Origin of the sequence: Pseudomonas sp. B33.4 (genome assembly GCF_034555375.1) — a bacterium.
In the GTDB taxonomy this organism is placed as follows: Bacteria; Pseudomonadota; Gammaproteobacteria; order Pseudomonadales; family Pseudomonadaceae; genus Aquipseudomonas.
Genome location: NZ_CP140706.1, coordinates 653,148 through 669,137, shown reverse-complemented (window position 1 = coordinate 669,137; position 15,990 = coordinate 653,148). Strand labels below are relative to the sequence as shown.

Sequence of the window (15,990 nt, the reverse complement as noted above, 5' to 3'; positions counted from 1 at the left end):
TAGCTTGAAGCTTGCAACTCGAAGCTGCTGTTAAACCATTCCTCCCAGCTTCAACTCACTCTTCAGATACGCGTAATAAATCGGCCCCGCCACCACCCCCGGCAGGCCGAACGCGGCCTCGAACACCAGCATCGCCAGCAGCAACTCCCACGACTTGGCACTGATCTGCCCGCCGACAATCCGCGCGTTGAGGAAGTATTCGAGCTTGTGGATAAAAATCAGATAACCCAGCGCCGCCAATGCCACCCAGATCGACAGCGACAGGCCGACGATGGTGATCAGCGTGTTCGACATCAGGTTGCCGATCACCGGCAGCAGGCCGAGCAGGAAAGTCAGCACGATCAGGGTTTTGGTCAGCGGCAGCTTGATGCCGAACATCGGCAGGATCACCGCAAGGAAGATCCCGGTGAAGAAGGTGTTGAGCAGGGAAATCTTGATCTGCGCGAAAACGATGTTGCGAAACGCCTGCACCAGCAGGTGCAAACGATCGAACAGCGCGGCGGCCAACGGTTTGCGTTTGGTCACGTCAGGAATGCGCTGCAAGGCGATGATCGCGCCGAGCACCATGCCGATCAGCAGCGTCACGAACATGTGCGCCGCGTCCTTGCCAACCAGTTGCAGGTCGGACAAGTGCTTGCTCATCCACTCGCCGATCGCCACGCGAAATTCCGCAGCACTGGCCGGCAGGTAGGCGTCGATGAACGGCGGCAATTGCCCACGCGCGCGGTCGACCACACCCATGAATTTATCGAGGGAAGCGCCGGGGTTTTCTGCTTCGTGCAGGAGAAAACTGATCGCGCCGGCGAAGATCAGCGCCAGCACACTCACCACCAGCGTGCCGAGCAAGGCTACCGCCAGCCAACGCGCGCGGCGGCCTTCGATCAGCCGTTGCAGTTGCGGAGTGAGCATGTTGACCAGCTCATAGACCAACAACCCGGCCAACAGACTGGGCAACAAGCGCAGCGGAAGCACCAGCAGCAAACCGCCGAAAATGATGATGCAACTGACCCAGAACACTACATGACGCTCAGAAAACGTTGGCATACAGCCTCAAAACGAACGGCGTAAAAGGATTGGCAGTCTGCCAGCGTTCCGGGGTGAGCACTAGAAATATGCGGAGCTTCAGCTTTGGTGCCCGGCTTCAGATCCAGCCCTCACCCTAGCCCTCTCCCAGAGGGAGAGGGAACCGATTGGGGGATGCTCTGGATATCCAGTGACCTGAGACAGCGCCATGGAATCCATAATCGCCCGGTTTTTTCAGGTCGACGAATGTCTTGAAACACCGCGGTCAGTTCCCTCTCCCTCTGGGAGAGGGTTAGGGTGAGGGCAAATCTCAAGCGGACGCGTCGACCAGGTACCCCACCGAATCCAGTTATTTTTTCTTCAGGCAATCACTCATGAACGTCTTGCGCGCATCGCCGGTCAGGGCTTTGGTTTTCGCGTCGGCGTTGCAGGTTTTCATTTTTTCCTGCTGCGGGGTCAGGGCCTTGGCGTCGTTGGCTGCTGGCGCTGCCTTGAGGCAAGTGCTCATGAAGGTTTTGCGCTCATCGCCTTTCAGACTCTTGGCGGTCGCATCGGCATTGCAGGTGGTCATCTTGTTCTGTTGCGCCGTGGCGGCGAAACCCTGGGAACACAGGAGCAAACCAATCATCAACAAAGGCACACGCAACATCTTCATGGAGTTTTCTCCTTGTCGCCGCACCGATGGGGGCGGCCTCTGCTGGAGTGTAGCCAAATCTTGTTACACCTTCCTGCCTTCGAGATGGCTACGGCGATACTGCTCCGGCGTACACCCGGCCTGCCGCGCGAACATGGCGATAAATGCCGAGCCGCTGCTGTAACCGAGGTCGAAGGCAATTTCCTGCACGCTGCGCGAAGACTCCAGCGCTTCGATTGCCGCGAGATAGCGCAGCCGCTGGCGCCATTCGCCAAAACTCATGCCCAACTCGCGCACAAATTGCCGCGCCAGCGTGCGCTCACTGACATGCACTTGCAGCGCCCAGTGCGCCAACGGCTGATTATTGCCCGGTTCCGCCTGCAAGGTTTCGAGGATCGCCAGCAATCCCGGACTGCTCGCGTAGGGCAGATAGCATTCGTGCACTGGCGCCTGTTGCAGCTGATCGACCAACACCTGCGCCAGTCGCTGGTCGGCATCGAGCTCAGGAATCTTCACATCGCGGGCGGCGAAGTCCTTGAGGATCGCCTTGAGAATATCGCTGATCGCCAACGTGCAGGCACGCCGGGGCAAATCGGTGCAGACCTTGGGATCAAGACACACCGCGCGATAGTTGACCGGCTGATGGCTGTAAAAACTGTGCTCGACCTGCGGCGGCACCCACACCGCGTACTGCGGCGGCGACATGAAGCGGCTGCCGTCGACGTCCATGTGCAGCACGCCGTGAGCCGCGTACTCCAGGGTGCCCCATGGATGGCGGTGCGGCGCGGCAAATTCGTGGGCGTTGAAATCGGCGTAGCGGAAGTACACCGCCGACGGCAGTTCGCTGAAATCCAGCAGATCGATGTGTTTACTGTTCATGCTGTCCGGTTTCAGAGGCAGGTTGTCCGGTTCGAAGTATAGGCCTGCATCCAGACAAGGGATAATTGCCCTTCATCAACGTACTGGTTTCAACTCATGCAATACGCGTTTCCGCTGCTGGCGATTTTTATCTGGGCCGGCAATACCGTGATCAACAAACTCGCGGTCGGGGCAATTTTCCCCGCCGAGATCGGTTTCTATCGCTGGCTGCTGGCGGGTCTGCTGTTCACGCCGTTCATGCTCAAAGCGGTGATCGCGCACTGGCCGCAGATTCGTCCCAATCTGGGCAAGATCTTCATCCTTGGCGTGCTCGGCATGGCGGTGTATCAAAGCCTCGCCTACTTCGCCGCGACCCTGACCACCGCGACCAATATGGGCATCATCCTGTCGCTGATGCCGTTGATGTCGCTGGCCATGGCGATTATCAGCCTTGGACAGCGCCTGACCGCCGGCGCGCTGGTCGGTGCCATGTTGTCGTTTGCCGGTGTGCTGGTGGTGGTCTCGTCAGGCAGCCTCGGTGCGTTGCTGCAACACGGCGTGAACATGGGTGATGCGATGATGTTGATCGCAACCCTCGCCTATGCGATCTACAGCACCCTGCTGAAAAAATGGCAGCTGCGCCTGCCGCCGCTGGTGTTGCTGTATCTGCAGGTGCTGGTGGCGATTGTCGTGTTGTTTCCGTTGTATGCGGCTTCGCCGAAGACCGGTTTGACCCTGCAGAACATTCCGCTGGTGTTGTATGCGTGCCTGCTGGCCTCGATGCTCGCGCCGCTGGCGTGGATGCAGGCTGTGCAGCGTCTGGGGCCGAGCCGCACGACTTTGTTCTTTAATTTGCTGCCGTTGATTACCGCGCTGATTGCGGCGGTGGTGTTGAAGGAGCAGTTGGCGATGTATCACCTGGTGGGTGGATTGCTGACCTTGGGCGGGGTGATTCTGTCCGAGCGATGGACCACCGTGTTGGGCCGCCGGATCAGCGTTGCCTGATAGGGCCCCATCGCTCGCAAGCCAGCTCCCACAGTGATTTGGGCGTTCACAAGATTTGTGTTCGATCCCAACCCTGTGTGAGCTGGCTTGCCAGCGATGAACGAAAACGCGGTCTGGCTGTTAAACCCCAGCTGCCTTTAGTCGCGCCGCATGCTCGACAAACAATCGCACCGGATCCGCACCTTTGCCGACCAGCCCCAGCGACTGATTGACAATGTCGAAGTGATCCAGCGGAAAGTCATCGCCAATCACCGTGCCAAGATGCGAGCTATAGCGCCCGACCATGCCGTCGCATTGCCCCGGTTCACGCACGAAGGTTTTCGCAAACAAGCGACAACTGCGATTGGTCCCGTCAAAAAAATTCCCGCCGCGATCAGTCTTGCCCGGCTGCAACGTCCCCGACCATGAGTAATAACGTACGCCATTGACCTCTTCCGGCCCGTGCCCGCCCCACGTCTCGGGCAAGCCCTGTGGATAACGCTGGTTGAACAACGCGACGCCCTCAGTCGTCAGCGACTGGTGCGAGGCGTGGATATCCACCGGCAGTTTCGGTCCGTGATAACCGGTCTCCAGTAATGCCATCAGCCAACCGACAAAACGCAACAACGCCTCAAGGATCCGCCCTTTGGCACTGTCCGCCGGGTAATGTTTCGCCAGGTAGTCAGCCAGTTCCGAGCCATGATTGGGCCCGGCCACCGAGGTCACCGACGCCACCAGATCCGGCCGCTTCGCCGCCGCATAGCGCGCCGTCAGCGAACCCTGACTGTGGCCGAACAGGTTGACCTTCTGCGCACCGGTCTCCCGCAGAATCTCATCGATACGCGCCAGCAACTGCTCGCCGCGCACCTCTGTGGAATGGAGCGGCGATACCTGCACGGCAATCACCGTCGCACCACCACGGCGCAATGCCTTGATGATGCCGTACCAATACGGATAGAGGACCAGCCGAATAAACCCGAGCATGCCGGGCACCAGCACCAGTGGATAACGCGTCGACATGGGCAAACATCCTTGTGGTCGGTGAGTGGATGCAAGGCGTGCAAAACGCCCGCCAAGCATCCTCCCTGATGATGACAACTCAACGACCAGCCTACTTCAGGCCCACCACCCCTGCCACAATCAGCCCTACCGAAAGCAGTTTGATCGGAGTCAGGCTCTCGCCCAGCAGGGCGAAACCGAGAAATACCGTGCCCAGCGAACCAATCGCCGTCCAGATCGGGTAGGCGATGCTCACCGGCAGTTCGCGCATCGCCAACGTGAGGAAGTAGATCCCGCCGACCGCTGCGACCACGGTGATCAGCGAGGGCCAGAGCCGGGTAAAGCCCTCGGCGTACTTCATGCCCATGGCGAAAGTCACTTCAAACGCGGCGGCGATCAACAGGAATAGCCAGGCCACCTAGAACTCCCGGGCCAGGTCGAGCAAACGCTGCTCCGCCTCGGCCACTGACACCGCAAAGGTGCGCTCAGCGGACTCTTCGCCCTCGGCCGCGACCACCGTGACGTCGTTGATACCGACGAAACCCAGCGCCGTGCGCAGCCATGGATCGGCGTGGTTCAAGGCTTCCAGCTCGCCACCCGGACCGAAGCCAAAACCGCCGCGACTGGTGACGATCAGCGCCTTTTTGCCCTGCAACAGCGGGGTGTATTGAGCGACGCCATTGTCCAGCGTGTGATCGAAGGTCAGGCCCAGCCGCACGATCTGATCGACCCAGGCTTTGAGGCCACTGGGCACACTGAAGTTGTACATCGGCGTGGAAATCAGCAGCAGGTCGTGGTCGAACAACTCGCCGACCAGTTGATCGCTCAGGGCCAGATCGGCCTGCATCGACAATGGACGCGCTTCAGGCTGTGGATGAAATGCAGCAGCGACAAAGGCCTCGTTGACCGCCGGAATCAGCGCTCGGCCGACCTCGCGGCGGGTCACGTGCGCCTGTGGATTACGCACCTGCCAGGCACTGAGAAAACTTTCCGCCAGCCGCCGCGAGTGCGAACGGTCACCACGTGGGCTGGCATGGATCGCAAGAATTTTGCTCATCTGAAACTCCTTGAGACTAGACTTGAGTTGCTGTGTCGTCTCAGATTGCAGGCGCTACGTCTAAGCCTCAAATGAACAAAAGTCAGTCTGGATGAGCTGATTTCATCCATGGAGATTTCAATGTTTGCCTCGCTGCCACTCACCGCTCTGCGCGCTTTTGAATCGGCCTCTCGGCTGCTCAGTTTCAAGGCTGCCGCCGAAGAACTGTCGGTCACGCCTACGGCAATATCGCACCAGATTCGCTCGCTGGAAGACTGGCTCGGCGTTGCGCTGTTCGAGCGCCTGCCACGTCAGGTGCGCCTGACCGAGGGCGGCGAACGCCTGTTTCGCAGTCTGCATGGCGCGTTGCTGGAAGTGGCGCAAAGCGTCGACACCCTGCGCCCGCAGCGCAACGCCAGCACGCTGACGCTATCGACCACCGCCGCATTCGCGGCACTGTGGCTGGTGCCGCGTCTGGGGAGGTTTTATGCGCGGCATCCGAACATCACCGTGCGCCTCGATACCCATTGCGAAGTCATCGAGCTGCACCAGGACGCCAGTGTCGATCTGGTGTTGCGCTACAGCCTCGACGATTACCCGAACCTTTATGGCCTGTGCCTGTTCGATGAATCGTTCGGCGTTTACGGCTCGCCCGAGCAAGTGGCGCTGGCCGCACGGCGCACACCGACGTTGATCAGCGTGCGCTGGCACAACTCGAAACTGTATGCCCATGGCTGGAAAGCATGGTGCGCCAAGGCCGGTGAACACTGGTTGAACCAGCAGCCAGCCAACCGCGAATACGATGAAGAACACTACGCCCTGCAAGCAGCAATCGCCGGACAAGGATTGGTGCTGGCGAGCAACATTCTGGTCTCGGAAAGCGTCGCCAGTGGTTTGCTGGTGCCATACAAGGGTGAGATTCAAGTCGATGGCGCCGGCTACAGCGCGTTGTGTGTGCCGGGTCGCGAGCGACATCCACCGGTGCGAGTTTTTTTCACCTGGTTGCGGGAGGAAGCGCAGCTCTCGGGACTGGCCCCAAGGTCGCCGCAAATCGCATAAAACTTTTTGCAACGCTCATGACTCACAGCTTAGGAAGCGACCGCGTCCGCAGAACGTGGCGCCCATCGGATTAGCCTCCAGGAGATCGAAATGAGCGACGACCTGCATCTGTCAGATGTCCAAACACTGCGCGACCGTGCGCGCCAACACGTCGAAAACGGCGCCGTCACCGAAAGCTACAGCGCCGACCGTGAAGAGGTGCTGCGCTTGCTCAATGAATCGCTGGCCACTGAACTGGTCTGCGTGTTGCGCTACAAACGCCATTACTACATGGCCACTGGCGTGAAGGCCAGCGTGGCTGCTGACGAGTTTCTCGAACACGCCACTCAGGAAGCCCAGCACGCCGACCGCCTCGCCGAGCGCATCGTGCAATTGGGCGGCGAGCCTGAGTTCAACCCCGACATGTTGTCGAAAATGTCCCACGCGCAATACGTGGCCGGTTCGACGCTAAAAGAAATGGTCTACGAAGACCTGGTGGCCGAGCGCATCGCCATCGACAGCTATCGCGAGATTATTCAGTACATCGGTGAGAAAGACCCGACGACCCGACGGATCTTCGAAGACATTCTGGCGCAGGAAGAAGAGCATGCCGATGACATGGCCGACATCCTGAAAGACCTCTAACTCTTCTAAACCGCATTCGCGAGCAGGCTCGCTCCCACATTCGACCGCATCCATCTGAAGGAATGCGGTTCCCTGTGGGAGCGAGCCTGCTCGCGAAGGGGCCCTTACGGCCACCGATTACTTGGTCGGTTTGACAGTGACAGGCGCCTTCCCCGCCTTCATCTGCTCCAGCAACGGCGCACACTGATTAGGCTCACCGCCACTCGGCGCCACCAGCGCCAACAGCCCCGCCGCCGGTGCTGCGATCACACCCAACGCCACCATCCCCGCCCCGCGCAACATCAGCGGCACGGCCTTCACGCCGGCATCCGGCTTGATGAACTTGCCGCGCACGTACAGCGGCGAACGCAGGGAAATCAAACGCCAGCCCTTGGACTCCGGCGTCACGGTCAGATCAAGCTGTTCGGTGGCCATGTTCGCCGTGCCGTCGATGTAGATGATCGCGTTCTCGGTATCGAAGACAAACAGCTGCGTGGTCGCCAGACCGCTCTTGATGTCGAAGTCCGCCGCCGCGCAGTTGATCTTCACTTCCTTGTCGCCAAAGATCTTGCCGACCACGTAGTTGCCGACGTTGAGCCCGGCCAGTTCCATCAGCTCGCGACTGATCGCGCCGTCATTGATCAACATCTTCAATTTGCCGTTGGCACCGCCCAGCAGCTTGGCCACCGAGTTGCCGCGCCCGCTGATATCGGCGTCACCGTTGAGTTCACCGAAACTGGTCTTCATCGGTTCAAAGGTCGGGAACAGCTCTTTGAGCTTGAACCGACGCGCGGTCAATTTGGCCCGGCCTTCCAGCGGCTCGGTACGACCGTTGAGGCGAATCTGTGCATCGAGATTGCCGCCCGCCACGCCAAAGCGCAGTGGCTCCAGGCTGAGTTCGCCGTCGTTGAGTTTCAGGTGGGTATAAAGGTCGTTGAACGGCAGTTTTTCGCTGTGGACGATGCGCTTGCCGGTGAACTCGACGTCAGCATCCATCGCACGCCAGCGATCGGTCTTGAACTCTTCTACCGGCAGCACTTTGTCCGCCGGTTGCTTGCTCTCGCCGCCGCGAGCCTTTTGCTTTTCATTGGAGTCAGCACCGATCAGTGGCGCAAGGTCGGCGAACAGCAGTTGATTAGAGAGCAATGCACCACTGAGTTTTGGCCGTGGCTGGCTGGCAACGTAGGTCAGGTCGCCGTGGATATCGCTGCTGCCGATCTTGCCGTTGAACTGCTCATAAGTGAACTTCGCACCGGCCTCGTCGTGCAGCTTGGCGATCAGATGGCCGTCGGTGGAGTACGGCGGCGTGTCCGGCAGGGTCACGCCGGTTAAAGGATAGAGATTGCCGAGGCTGGCACCGGCCAGCTTCAGGCGCAGATCAAGCGCGCCAAGGTTCAGTGGATCGGTCAGCGTGCCAGCCAGTTCGATGCTGGTGTCGCCGATCTTCGCCTGGGCCTGCAACGGGAACGGCTTGCTCGCGTCCTGCAACGCCAGCAGCCCGCCGATCTTGCCTTGGCCGGTGAGGTTCTGGCCGTGGTATTGGCCTTTGACCTTTAAGGCAAACGCATAATCCTGCGGTGCACCGCCCTTGTCCTGCGCAGTTTTCGCCGCTTTGGCGCCAACGATGTCGCTGTACGGGATCGGCTTGCCCAGCGGATCGATCAGCATATCGAGACTGGTTTTCAAGGTCTGATCATCAAGGGTGACGTGGCCCTTGTCGAAACCGATGGCGCCGATGTCGACCACCCAGTTCGACGGTTCGGCATTCGGGTCTTTCGGGTCGAACTTGAATGTCCAGTTGGCACGGCCATCGGCCAGACGCTGCAACTCGGCGTTCGGTTCGGTCAGGTCAATACGCGGAATCACCACCCGTTGCGCCAGCAGCGCCAGCGGCGAGATACGCAGCTCAACGCGCTTGAGCGTGACCATCTGCGGTTTTTTCGACCAGTCCGGGTTGCCCAGGCTCAAATCCTCAGCGACCACGTGCGGCCACGGCACCCAGGCGCGCCAGCCGCCCTCGTCCGGCTCGCGCTGCCAGATCACCGCGAGGTTGCCATTGATGGCAAACGGTCGGTGCAGTTCTTCCGAGACTTTGGCGTTGAGCGGCGGTTTGATCCGGTTCCAGTCGAAGAACACGATGATCAACACCAGCACCGCCAGTAGCAGCACGAGGGTGGCGAAGGTCCAGCTGAAGATTTTTCCAGTGCGCGTCATGCACAAAGCTCCTGATCACGACCGCACGCAAAGACTGCGGCGTACGGCTGAAACGGCGGACCAAAGCGGCCCTCATGAAATCTACGACTGGCAAACCAGCCGCAGGTTTAATCGAAAGGTTGATTAAGCGCAAAAACTCGCGCGAATTCTGACCGATCAGTCGAACAGTGTTACCGCGACCCGCACTTTTTCGAGGCGCGAGTGAGTCGGAAATACCCACCTCGGTGCAAAACCGCTGCTCTGAAAGGCCCGATCTAGAGCCTCCCGGCAGAACAATCAATTCTGTTGATTATTACCATTGCGTTTATGAACTTTTATATCGACTTATCGAGAGTAGCATTGCCCTCGTACCCACTTTATCGCCCCCCCAAGGAGCAACCCATCATGAAACGCCAATTACTGCTCAGCCTTACCCTGTCGATGCTAGCCAGCACTGCTTTCGCCCTGCCCGCTGCCGATCAGGCTACCCCGCAAGTGAAATCCAGCCACTCGGTGTTCAGCCAAACCGTTGCAGCTGATGGTTCCGACCGTACCCCACAAGGCCAGACCCTGGCTGAAGGCGGCCGTGATCGCCTGGAAGAGAAAGGTCTGGTGCAAGACGGCTACGACAAGACTCCACAAGGTCAGACCCTCGCCTCCGACGGTAGCGATCGCACCCCACAAGGCCAGACCTTGGCCTCCGACGGTAGCGACCGCACCCCACAAGGCCAGACTCTGGCTTCTGACGGCGGCGACCGCACTCCACAAGGCCAGACCCTTGCCGAAGGTGGTGGTGACCGTGTGATCGAACGCAACAGCGCCTTGAGCTAAGCCCATGGCGGCCTCGAAAAAAAGCCCAATCAACGGATTGGGCTTTTGACTTTTCTGGCCCGGTAAACCTTTCGCTCCACCTCCTCCCGTTCGACGCCGACAAAGCCGATTTGCTAGAGTGCGGCGCTTGTCCTGCCATAGAACACACCCTGCGATGCTGCCCCGCGCCGAACAGAAACAACAGACCCGCAACGCCCTGATGGACGCTGCCCGCCACCTTATGGAAAGCGGCCGAGGATTCGGCAGCCTGAGCCTGCGCGAAGTGACGAAAACCGCCGGCATCGTGCCCACCGGTTTCTATCGGCATTTTGCCGATATGGACGAACTCGGGCTGGTGCTGGTCAGCGAGGTCGGCCAGACCTTTCGCGAGACCATTCGCCTGGTGCGCCACAACGAATTCGTCATGGGCGGCATTATTGATGCTTCGGTGCGGATCTTTCTCGATGTGGTCAGCGCCAATCGCTCGCAATTTCTGTTTCTCGCTCGCGAGCAATACGGCGGTTCGCTGCCGGTGCGTCAGGCGATCGGGCGCTTGCGCGAGAACATCAGTTCTGACCTGGCTTCTGATCTGACGATGATGCCCAAGCTTCAGCATCTGGATGCCGCCGGCCTGAGCGTAATCGCAGACTTGATCGTCAAGTCGGTGTTTGCCACCCTTCCGGACATCATCGACCCAACCGCTGAAGCCCTGCCGGAGCATCTGACGCCACAGGCGAAGATCACCCAGCAGTTGCGCTTCATCTTCATCGGCCTCAAGCACTGGCAAGGGCTGGGCAGTACCGAGTAACAACCTCTTCCTTACTGATACATCCGGTCCCCCTACAAAGGTGCGGTGTCACAGCCTCTATTTGGTGCATTAAAAAATCTTCACGCACCAAAACCTCCCACAATTCCGCAACATCTTGAAACATCCGCTACGCTCCGACAGGGTTTTCCTACATCCCGCCCGATTGGCAAGGCCCTTGCTCTAGCCTGAGTATTGTCCATAGCTGGAAGTTTTCCGATGCTGGTGATTCACCGCAGAATCGACCCTCAACCCGTCTGGGTCGCCGAGTTGCACCTGACCTTCGAAGCGCGGAGCAAAAGCCGTTTGCGCTGTTTCAGTGCCGAGGGCGAAGACGTCGGGTTGTTTTTGGAGCGCGGTCAGCCGCCACTGTTTGATGGCGAGTGCCTGCAAGCCGAAGACGGCCGCATCGTCCGCGTCTGCGCCCGCCCCGAGCAATTGCTGCACGTCACCTGCGCCAATGCCTTCGAACTGACCCGGGCGGCTTATCACCTGGGTAATCGCCACGTTGCCTTGCAGGTAGGCGATGGCTGGTTGCGTCTGCTCGACGATTACGTGCTCAAAGCCATGCTCGAACAGCTGGGTGCACAGGTCGAAGCCATTGAAGCACCGTTCCAGCCGGAACACGGTGCCTACGGCGGCGGCCATCACCATTCCCGACACGGTGACGAAGACTTCAATTACGCGCCGAAACTCCATCAGTTCGGCGTACGCCTGTGAATCCGGCCTGGGCGCTGCTGCGCCTGGCCAGTCCGCAACTGCCGATTGGCGGCTACAGCTATTCGCAAGGCCTGGAAATGGCTGTGGATAACGGCCGCGTCAACAACCCGGACAGCGCCCGGCGCTGGATCAGCGATCAGTTGCTGCTCAACCTCGCCCGCTTCGAAGCGCCGTTGCTGCTCGCGCATTGCCAAGCCGCAGCGGACGAAAACTGGAGCGAGTTGCTGAGTCTCTGCGAAAGCCACCGCGCCAGCCGCGAGACGCGTGAACTGCATCTGGAAAGCCGGCAGATGGGCTATTCGTTGCAGCAGTTACTCAACGGCTTGCCGGAACTCGACACGCCGGCGCGCGACTTTCTTGAACAATGCAGCGAACCGCATCTGGCCCTGTGCTGGGCGCTGGCCGCGCGCGCCTGGGGCATCAGCGCGCAAGACGCCCTCGCTGCGTGGTTATGGAGCTGGCTGGAAAACCAGCTCGCCGTGTTGATGAAAACCCTTCCGCTGGGCCAGCAAGCCGCCCAGCGCCTGACCAGCGAACTGCTGCCGCTGCTGCAACAAGCGCAGCAGGACGCCAGCCGAATCAACCCCGACCACATGGGCAGCGCCGTGTTCGGCCTGTCCCTCGCGTGCATGGCCCATGAGCGCCAGTACAGCCGCCTCTTTCGCTCTTAGGAGAAACAACCATGAACACACAACCTCTGCGCGTCGGTATCGGCGGCCCGGTCGGTTCCGGCAAAACCGCGTTGACCCTGGCCCTGTGCCTGGCCTTGCGTGAGCGCTACAACCTCGCCGTGGTCACCAACGACATCTATACCCGCGAAGACGCCGATTTCCTCGTGCGCAACGAAGCCCTCGCACCGGAGCGGATCATCGGCGTGGAAACCGGTGGCTGCCCGCACACGGCGATCCGCGAAGACGCCTCGATCAACCTTGAAGCGGTCGATCAACTGAACCGGCGCTTTCCGGGCCTCGATCTGATTCTGGTGGAGTCCGGCGGTGACAACCTATCGGCGACCTTCAGCCCGGAACTGTCCGACCTGACCATCTACGTGATCGACGTATCGGCCGGCGACAAACTACCGCGCAAGGGCGGGCCGGGGATCTGCAAATCCGATCTGCTGGTGATCAACAAGATCGACCTCGCGCCGCTGGTGGGTGCGTCGCTGGAGATGATGGACAGCGACACAAAACGCATGCGTAACGGTAAGCCGTTCGTTTTCAGCAACCAAAAAACCGGTCAGGGCCTTGAGCAAATCATCGCCTTCATCGAACGCCAGGGCCTGCTGACCGCAGCCTGATTCACTGATTAACAAGGAAGCTTATCCATGACACTCAAACGTATTCTTGGCGCCGTGGCGCTGCTGCTGACGCCGGCGCTGGCTTTCGCTCACCCGGGGCATGGCGACAGCGGTTTGATCGCCGGCATAAGCCATCCGATCGGTGGCCTCGACCACTTGCTGGCGATGGTGGCGGTCGGTTTGTGGGCCGCGCAACAACAAGGGGCGGCGCGCTGGGCGCTGCCGTGCACGTTTGTCGGCACCATGCTGATTGGCGGCATGCTCGGGTTTGAAGGGCTGGAACTGCCGGCGCTGGAAAGCGGGATTGCGGCGTCGGTGTTGGCGCTGGGTCTGGCCGTGGCGCTGGCAGTGCGCCCGCCGTTAGTCATGGCGGTGGTGGCGACGGCGGTGTTTGCGCTGTTCCATGGTGTGGCGCATGGTTTGGAGCTGCCGGACATGAGCAGCCCTTGGGCGTATGCGGCGGGTTTCGTGGCTGCGACGGCTGCACTGCATGCAGCGGGTTATGCGGTGGTGCGTTTCCTGCCTCAGGCTGCGGCACCGTTGGTGCGCCTGGCGGGCGCGGCTTCGGCAGTGACTGGGGCCTGGTTGCTGGCCGGCTGATCTCTATCGCCTGAACTGCCCCTTTCGCGAGCAGGCTCGCTCCCACAGGTTTTGTGTACGCTGCAAATCCACTGTGGGAGCGAGCCTGCTCGCGAAGGCGGACTGACAGACACCACATCGCTCAGGCCGGTCTCTCTGCTACCATGTCGCGCAATCGCCCCAGCCGTGACGACGTCCGCCCATGCCCCACGCTTCCCGCTCCACCGCCCTGCCCGAATTGACCTCCCTGTTCGATGATGTGCAACAGCACTTCGTCAACGTGATCGTGCCCCTCTGGCAAGGCCCGGGCTGGAACGCCGACATGGCGCTGCCCTTTGAGGCGCTGGACGCCGAGCACCAACCGCTGCCACCGCAGCGCTACCGGGCAATGGCCTGCGCGCGGCAGTTGTATCTGTTTTCCAGTCTGATCGGGGTTGTGGATAACGCTGACGTACGCGCGGCGGCGCTGTTCCGCTCCTTGCAGCGGCACTTTCACGATGCCGAGCATGGCGGCTGGTTCTACAGCATCGACGCCCAAGGCAAACCGCTGGATCAGCGCAAGGATCTCTACACCCACGCCTTCATCCTGTTTGCCTGCGCGCATTACTGGGAAAAGTCCGGCGAACCGTTGGCTGAGTCGACGCTCAACGCGGCGCTGGAAATCATTGGCCGACGTTTTGCCACCGGCGATGGTTTGTACGAAGCGTGCCTGGAGCGCGACTGGATCACCCTGCAAACCGGTCCGCTGCAGAATCCGTTGATGCATTTGGCCGAAGCGTTTCTCGCCACCCTGGCGGTTCGCGAAGATGCCCGGACGCAGCAGGCATTGCTGGAGTTATGCACAGCCATGCACAAGCAGTTCGTCGATCCGCAATATGGCGTGTTGATGGAAAAACCGCTCGGGGCTGTGGATAACTGGTATGAGCCAGGGCATCAATTCGAATGGTATTTCCTGCTGGAATCGTCAGCGTTGCTGCGGGGTTCGAAACTGCACGCGGCGCTCGACCGGGCGTTTGCCTTCACCGAGCAATACGGTGTGGTGCAGCCATCCGGCGCGGTGCGGGCGATGCTCGATCTGGAAATGGACGGGCGCCCGCGAGACTCGACTCAGCGGATCTGGGCTCAGGCGGAATATCTACGCGCGCTGACCTTGCGTCAGGGCAGTGAAGCGGTGGTGCTGCGCCAGTTGCAGGCGTTGCAGCAGCGCTTTCTGCATACCGGTGGCTGGCATGAGTGTCGGGATGAATTGGGAGAGGTGAGCCGTAAGGACATGCCTTCGACTACGCCTTATCACTTGGCGACTTGTTACCACGGTCTGGCTGAATATCTTCGCTGACGGATAAATAGCTATCGCGAGCAGGCTCACTCCTACAGGGGAGCGCATTCCAAATGTAGGAGTGAGCCTGCTCGCGATTAGCCGTTATGCGGTCGCTAGGCGATCCACTTCTTGTCCCCGGTAAAGCTGATGGTCAACCAGCGCGCCGCATCCGGTTTGCCCAGCTTCGCCGAAATCTCTTCGCGTAACGCATCCAGCTGTCCGACATTGCTCAACGCATAATCCGCCGGCAACACCACGTGAATTTCGATAAACCGTGCCCGCCCGTGCTTCTGCACGTACGACACGTAATCGTCGAAACCATGCTCGGTTTTCGCCGCCTCCATCACTTGGCGCACCTGATCATCCAGTGTGTCCGGCGCGATCCCCAGCACATCGCGTAAGGCCGGGCCAAGGATCTTGAACGCCGGCGGCAACATGGTCAGCGCCAGCACGATCAGGATCAACGGGTCGACATACACCGCCCACTGACCATAACCCTGCGATTTCAACAGCAGCGCCGCAAGGAAACTGATCAACAAGCCCACGGATAGCATCGCGTCCACCAGCCAGCTGATGTTGTCGAACTGGATCAGGCTGGATTTGAGCTTGCGGTTACGCTGCCGGACGTAGAAGAAGTAGGCGAACTCGACAACGGTAAACACCGCCGCATAAATGATCACCAGGCCCAACTCGATCTCGCGGCCACCGTTGATGATGCCGAACACGCCGTTGAGGAACGCGTAGATCGCGATCAACATCAGGAAGCTGCCTTCGATCAGCAGCACCATCGGCTCCAGATGCCAGAAACCGAACTGGAAACGGTGATTGCTTTCCTTGGCGATCAGCTTGGCAGTGATCAGCATCAGAACTTTGATGAACGTTGCGATCAGCGAGAAAAAACCATCGAAAAGGATGGATTGCGAACCTGAAACAAAACCGGTGACGATCCCGGCAATCGCCACAGCCAACATCAGAATGGTCGATTGTTTGAGCAGTGCCTGCTCAGCTCGGTTACTCACTTTGACTCCTCGAAAACCTTGAAAACCGCGGGGTGCGGTTGGGTTGTTGCGAG

18 protein-coding genes are annotated in these 15,990 nt (G+C 60.0%); 10 read left to right on the top strand and 8 right to left on the bottom strand.

The window, feature by feature from the left end:
- Positions 1–30: 30 nt before the first annotated feature.
- The 3 genes from U6037_RS02860 to U6037_RS02850 form a co-directional block, all read right to left on the bottom strand.
- Positions 31–1,044 (bottom strand): AI-2E family transporter, encoded by a 1,014-nt coding sequence (locus U6037_RS02860; protein WP_016984798.1) that lies wholly within the window; start codon positions 1,042–1,044, stop codon positions 31–33.
- Between the two features lie 328 nt (positions 1,045–1,372).
- On the bottom strand, positions 1,373–1,678 hold the full coding sequence (locus U6037_RS02855) for a PsiF family protein (RefSeq protein ID WP_007950613.1): 306 nt from the start codon (positions 1,676–1,678) through the stop codon (positions 1,373–1,375).
- A 63-nt stretch (positions 1,679–1,741) separates the two neighbouring features.
- On the bottom strand, positions 1,742–2,536 hold the full coding sequence (locus tag U6037_RS02850; RefSeq protein ID WP_322845735.1) for a helix-turn-helix transcriptional regulator: 795 nt from the start codon (positions 2,534–2,536) through the stop codon (positions 1,742–1,744).
- Positions 2,537–2,632: 96 nt separating this feature from the next.
- On the opposite strand from U6037_RS02850, the gene U6037_RS02845 reads away from it, so the two are divergent.
- A complete protein-coding gene (locus U6037_RS02845; RefSeq protein ID WP_322845734.1) occupies positions 2,633–3,520 on the top strand; it encodes a DMT family transporter in 888 nt (295 codons plus the stop codon).
- A gap of 120 nt (positions 3,521–3,640) precedes the next feature.
- On the opposite strand, the gene U6037_RS02840 is transcribed toward U6037_RS02845, so the two are convergent.
- From U6037_RS02840 to U6037_RS02830, 3 genes are all read right to left on the bottom strand, one after another.
- Positions 3,641–4,519: a triacylglycerol lipase gene (locus tag U6037_RS02840; RefSeq protein ID WP_322845733.1), complete on the bottom strand. Its 879-nt coding sequence runs from the start codon at positions 4,517–4,519 to the stop codon at positions 3,641–3,643.
- A gap of 91 nt (positions 4,520–4,610) precedes the next feature.
- Positions 4,611–4,916 (bottom strand): multidrug efflux SMR transporter, encoded by a 306-nt coding sequence (locus tag U6037_RS02835; protein WP_322845732.1) that lies wholly within the window; start codon positions 4,914–4,916, stop codon positions 4,611–4,613.
- On the bottom strand, positions 4,917–5,555 hold the full coding sequence (locus U6037_RS02830; protein WP_322845731.1) for an FMN-dependent NADH-azoreductase: 639 nt from the start codon (positions 5,553–5,555) through the stop codon (positions 4,917–4,919).
- A 108-nt stretch (positions 5,556–5,663) separates the two neighbouring features.
- Here U6037_RS02830 and U6037_RS02825 point away from each other — a divergent pair, with 108 nt between their 5' ends.
- Positions 5,664–6,593 carry a LysR substrate-binding domain-containing protein gene (locus U6037_RS02825; RefSeq protein WP_322845730.1) on the top strand — a complete coding sequence of 310 codons (930 nt, stop codon included), beginning with the start codon at positions 5,664–5,666 and terminating at the stop codon, positions 6,591–6,593.
- 90 nt (positions 6,594–6,683) lie between these two features.
- Positions 6,684–7,217 (top strand): ferritin-like domain-containing protein, encoded by a 534-nt coding sequence (locus tag U6037_RS02820; protein ID WP_322845729.1) that lies wholly within the window; start codon positions 6,684–6,686, stop codon positions 7,215–7,217.
- Positions 7,218–7,334: 117 nt separating this feature from the next.
- On the opposite strand, the gene U6037_RS02815 is transcribed toward U6037_RS02820, so the two are convergent.
- The gene (locus U6037_RS02815; protein ID WP_322845728.1) at positions 7,335–9,410 is read right to left on the bottom strand and encodes an AsmA family protein; all 2,076 of its coding nucleotides are present in this window, start codon (positions 9,408–9,410) and stop codon (positions 7,335–7,337) included.
- Positions 9,411–9,794: 384 nt separating this feature from the next.
- Here U6037_RS02815 and U6037_RS02810 point away from each other — a divergent pair, with 384 nt between their 5' ends.
- The 7 genes from U6037_RS02810 to U6037_RS02780 all read left to right on the top strand — a co-directional run bounded on the left by U6037_RS02810 (position 9,795) and on the right by U6037_RS02780 (position 14,936).
- On the top strand, positions 9,795–10,220 hold the full coding sequence (locus U6037_RS02810; RefSeq protein ID WP_322845727.1) for a hypothetical protein: 426 nt from the start codon (positions 9,795–9,797) through the stop codon (positions 10,218–10,220).
- Positions 10,221–10,374: 154 nt separating this feature from the next.
- Positions 10,375–11,007 carry a TetR family transcriptional regulator gene (locus U6037_RS02805; RefSeq protein ID WP_242208479.1) on the top strand — a complete coding sequence of 211 codons (633 nt, stop codon included), beginning with the start codon at positions 10,375–10,377 and terminating at the stop codon, positions 11,005–11,007.
- Between the two features lie 216 nt (positions 11,008–11,223).
- Positions 11,224–11,724, top strand: a complete 501-nt coding sequence (gene ureE / locus U6037_RS02800) for an urease accessory protein UreE (RefSeq protein WP_322845726.1) — start codon at positions 11,224–11,226, stop codon at positions 11,722–11,724.
- Positions 11,721–12,395 carry an urease accessory protein UreF gene (locus U6037_RS02795; RefSeq protein WP_322845725.1) on the top strand — a complete coding sequence of 225 codons (675 nt, stop codon included), beginning with the start codon at positions 11,721–11,723 and terminating at the stop codon, positions 12,393–12,395. Before ureE ends, U6037_RS02795 begins: the two co-directional genes overlap by 4 nt.
- Before the next feature lie 11 nt (positions 12,396–12,406).
- Complete coding sequence (gene ureG, locus U6037_RS02790; RefSeq protein WP_007915910.1) at positions 12,407–13,021, top strand: urease accessory protein UreG; 615 nt, start codon at positions 12,407–12,409, stop codon at positions 13,019–13,021.
- A gap of 27 nt (positions 13,022–13,048) precedes the next feature.
- Entirely contained in the window at positions 13,049–13,621 is a 573-nt protein-coding gene (locus U6037_RS02785; protein WP_322845724.1) for a HupE/UreJ family protein, read from the top strand.
- A gap of 181 nt (positions 13,622–13,802) precedes the next feature.
- On the top strand, positions 13,803–14,936 hold the full coding sequence (locus U6037_RS02780; RefSeq protein WP_322845723.1) for an AGE family epimerase/isomerase: 1,134 nt from the start codon (positions 13,803–13,805) through the stop codon (positions 14,934–14,936).
- Between the two features lie 95 nt (positions 14,937–15,031).
- Here U6037_RS02780 and U6037_RS02775 read toward each other — a convergent pair whose 3' ends face one another.
- Positions 15,032–15,937, bottom strand: a complete 906-nt coding sequence (locus tag U6037_RS02775) for a cation diffusion facilitator family transporter (protein WP_322845722.1) — start codon at positions 15,935–15,937, stop codon at positions 15,032–15,034.
- Positions 15,938–15,990: the final 53 nt, after the last annotated feature.

What these genes read in the sequence shown, in the direction of transcription:
- U6037_RS02855 (WP_007950613.1), bottom strand. Translation starts at nt 1,678, where the DNA reads ATGAAGATGTTGCGTGTGCCTTTGTTGATGATTGGTTTGCTCCTGTGT.
- U6037_RS02820 (WP_322845729.1), top strand. Translation starts at nt 6,684, where the DNA reads ATGAGCGACGACCTGCATCTGTCAGATGTCCAAACACTGCGCGACCGT.
- U6037_RS02860 (WP_016984798.1), bottom strand. Translation starts at nt 1,044, where the DNA reads ATGCCAACGTTTTCTGAGCGTCATGTAGTGTTCTGGGTCAGTTGCATC.
- U6037_RS02840 (WP_322845733.1), bottom strand. Translation starts at nt 4,519, where the DNA reads ATGTCGACGCGTTATCCACTGGTGCTGGTGCCCGGCATGCTCGGGTTT.
- ureE (WP_322845726.1), top strand. Translation starts at nt 11,224, where the DNA reads ATGCTGGTGATTCACCGCAGAATCGACCCTCAACCCGTCTGGGTCGCC.
- ureG (WP_007915910.1), top strand. Translation starts at nt 12,407, where the DNA reads ATGAACACACAACCTCTGCGCGTCGGTATCGGCGGCCCGGTCGGTTCC.
- U6037_RS02850 (WP_322845735.1), bottom strand. Translation starts at nt 2,536, where the DNA reads ATGAACAGTAAACACATCGATCTGCTGGATTTCAGCGAACTGCCGTCG.
- U6037_RS02815 (WP_322845728.1), bottom strand. Translation starts at nt 9,410, where the DNA reads ATGACGCGCACTGGAAAAATCTTCAGCTGGACCTTCGCCACCCTCGTG.
- U6037_RS02785 (WP_322845724.1), top strand. Translation starts at nt 13,049, where the DNA reads ATGACACTCAAACGTATTCTTGGCGCCGTGGCGCTGCTGCTGACGCCG.
- U6037_RS02825 (WP_322845730.1), top strand. Translation starts at nt 5,664, where the DNA reads ATGGAGATTTCAATGTTTGCCTCGCTGCCACTCACCGCTCTGCGCGCT.
- U6037_RS02805 (WP_242208479.1), top strand. Translation starts at nt 10,375, where the DNA reads ATGCTGCCCCGCGCCGAACAGAAACAACAGACCCGCAACGCCCTGATG.
- U6037_RS02810 (WP_322845727.1), top strand. Translation starts at nt 9,795, where the DNA reads ATGAAACGCCAATTACTGCTCAGCCTTACCCTGTCGATGCTAGCCAGC.
- U6037_RS02845 (WP_322845734.1), top strand. Translation starts at nt 2,633, where the DNA reads ATGCAATACGCGTTTCCGCTGCTGGCGATTTTTATCTGGGCCGGCAAT.
- U6037_RS02830 (WP_322845731.1), bottom strand. Translation starts at nt 5,555, where the DNA reads ATGAGCAAAATTCTTGCGATCCATGCCAGCCCACGTGGTGACCGTTCG.
- U6037_RS02780 (WP_322845723.1), top strand. Translation starts at nt 13,803, where the DNA reads ATGCCCCACGCTTCCCGCTCCACCGCCCTGCCCGAATTGACCTCCCTG.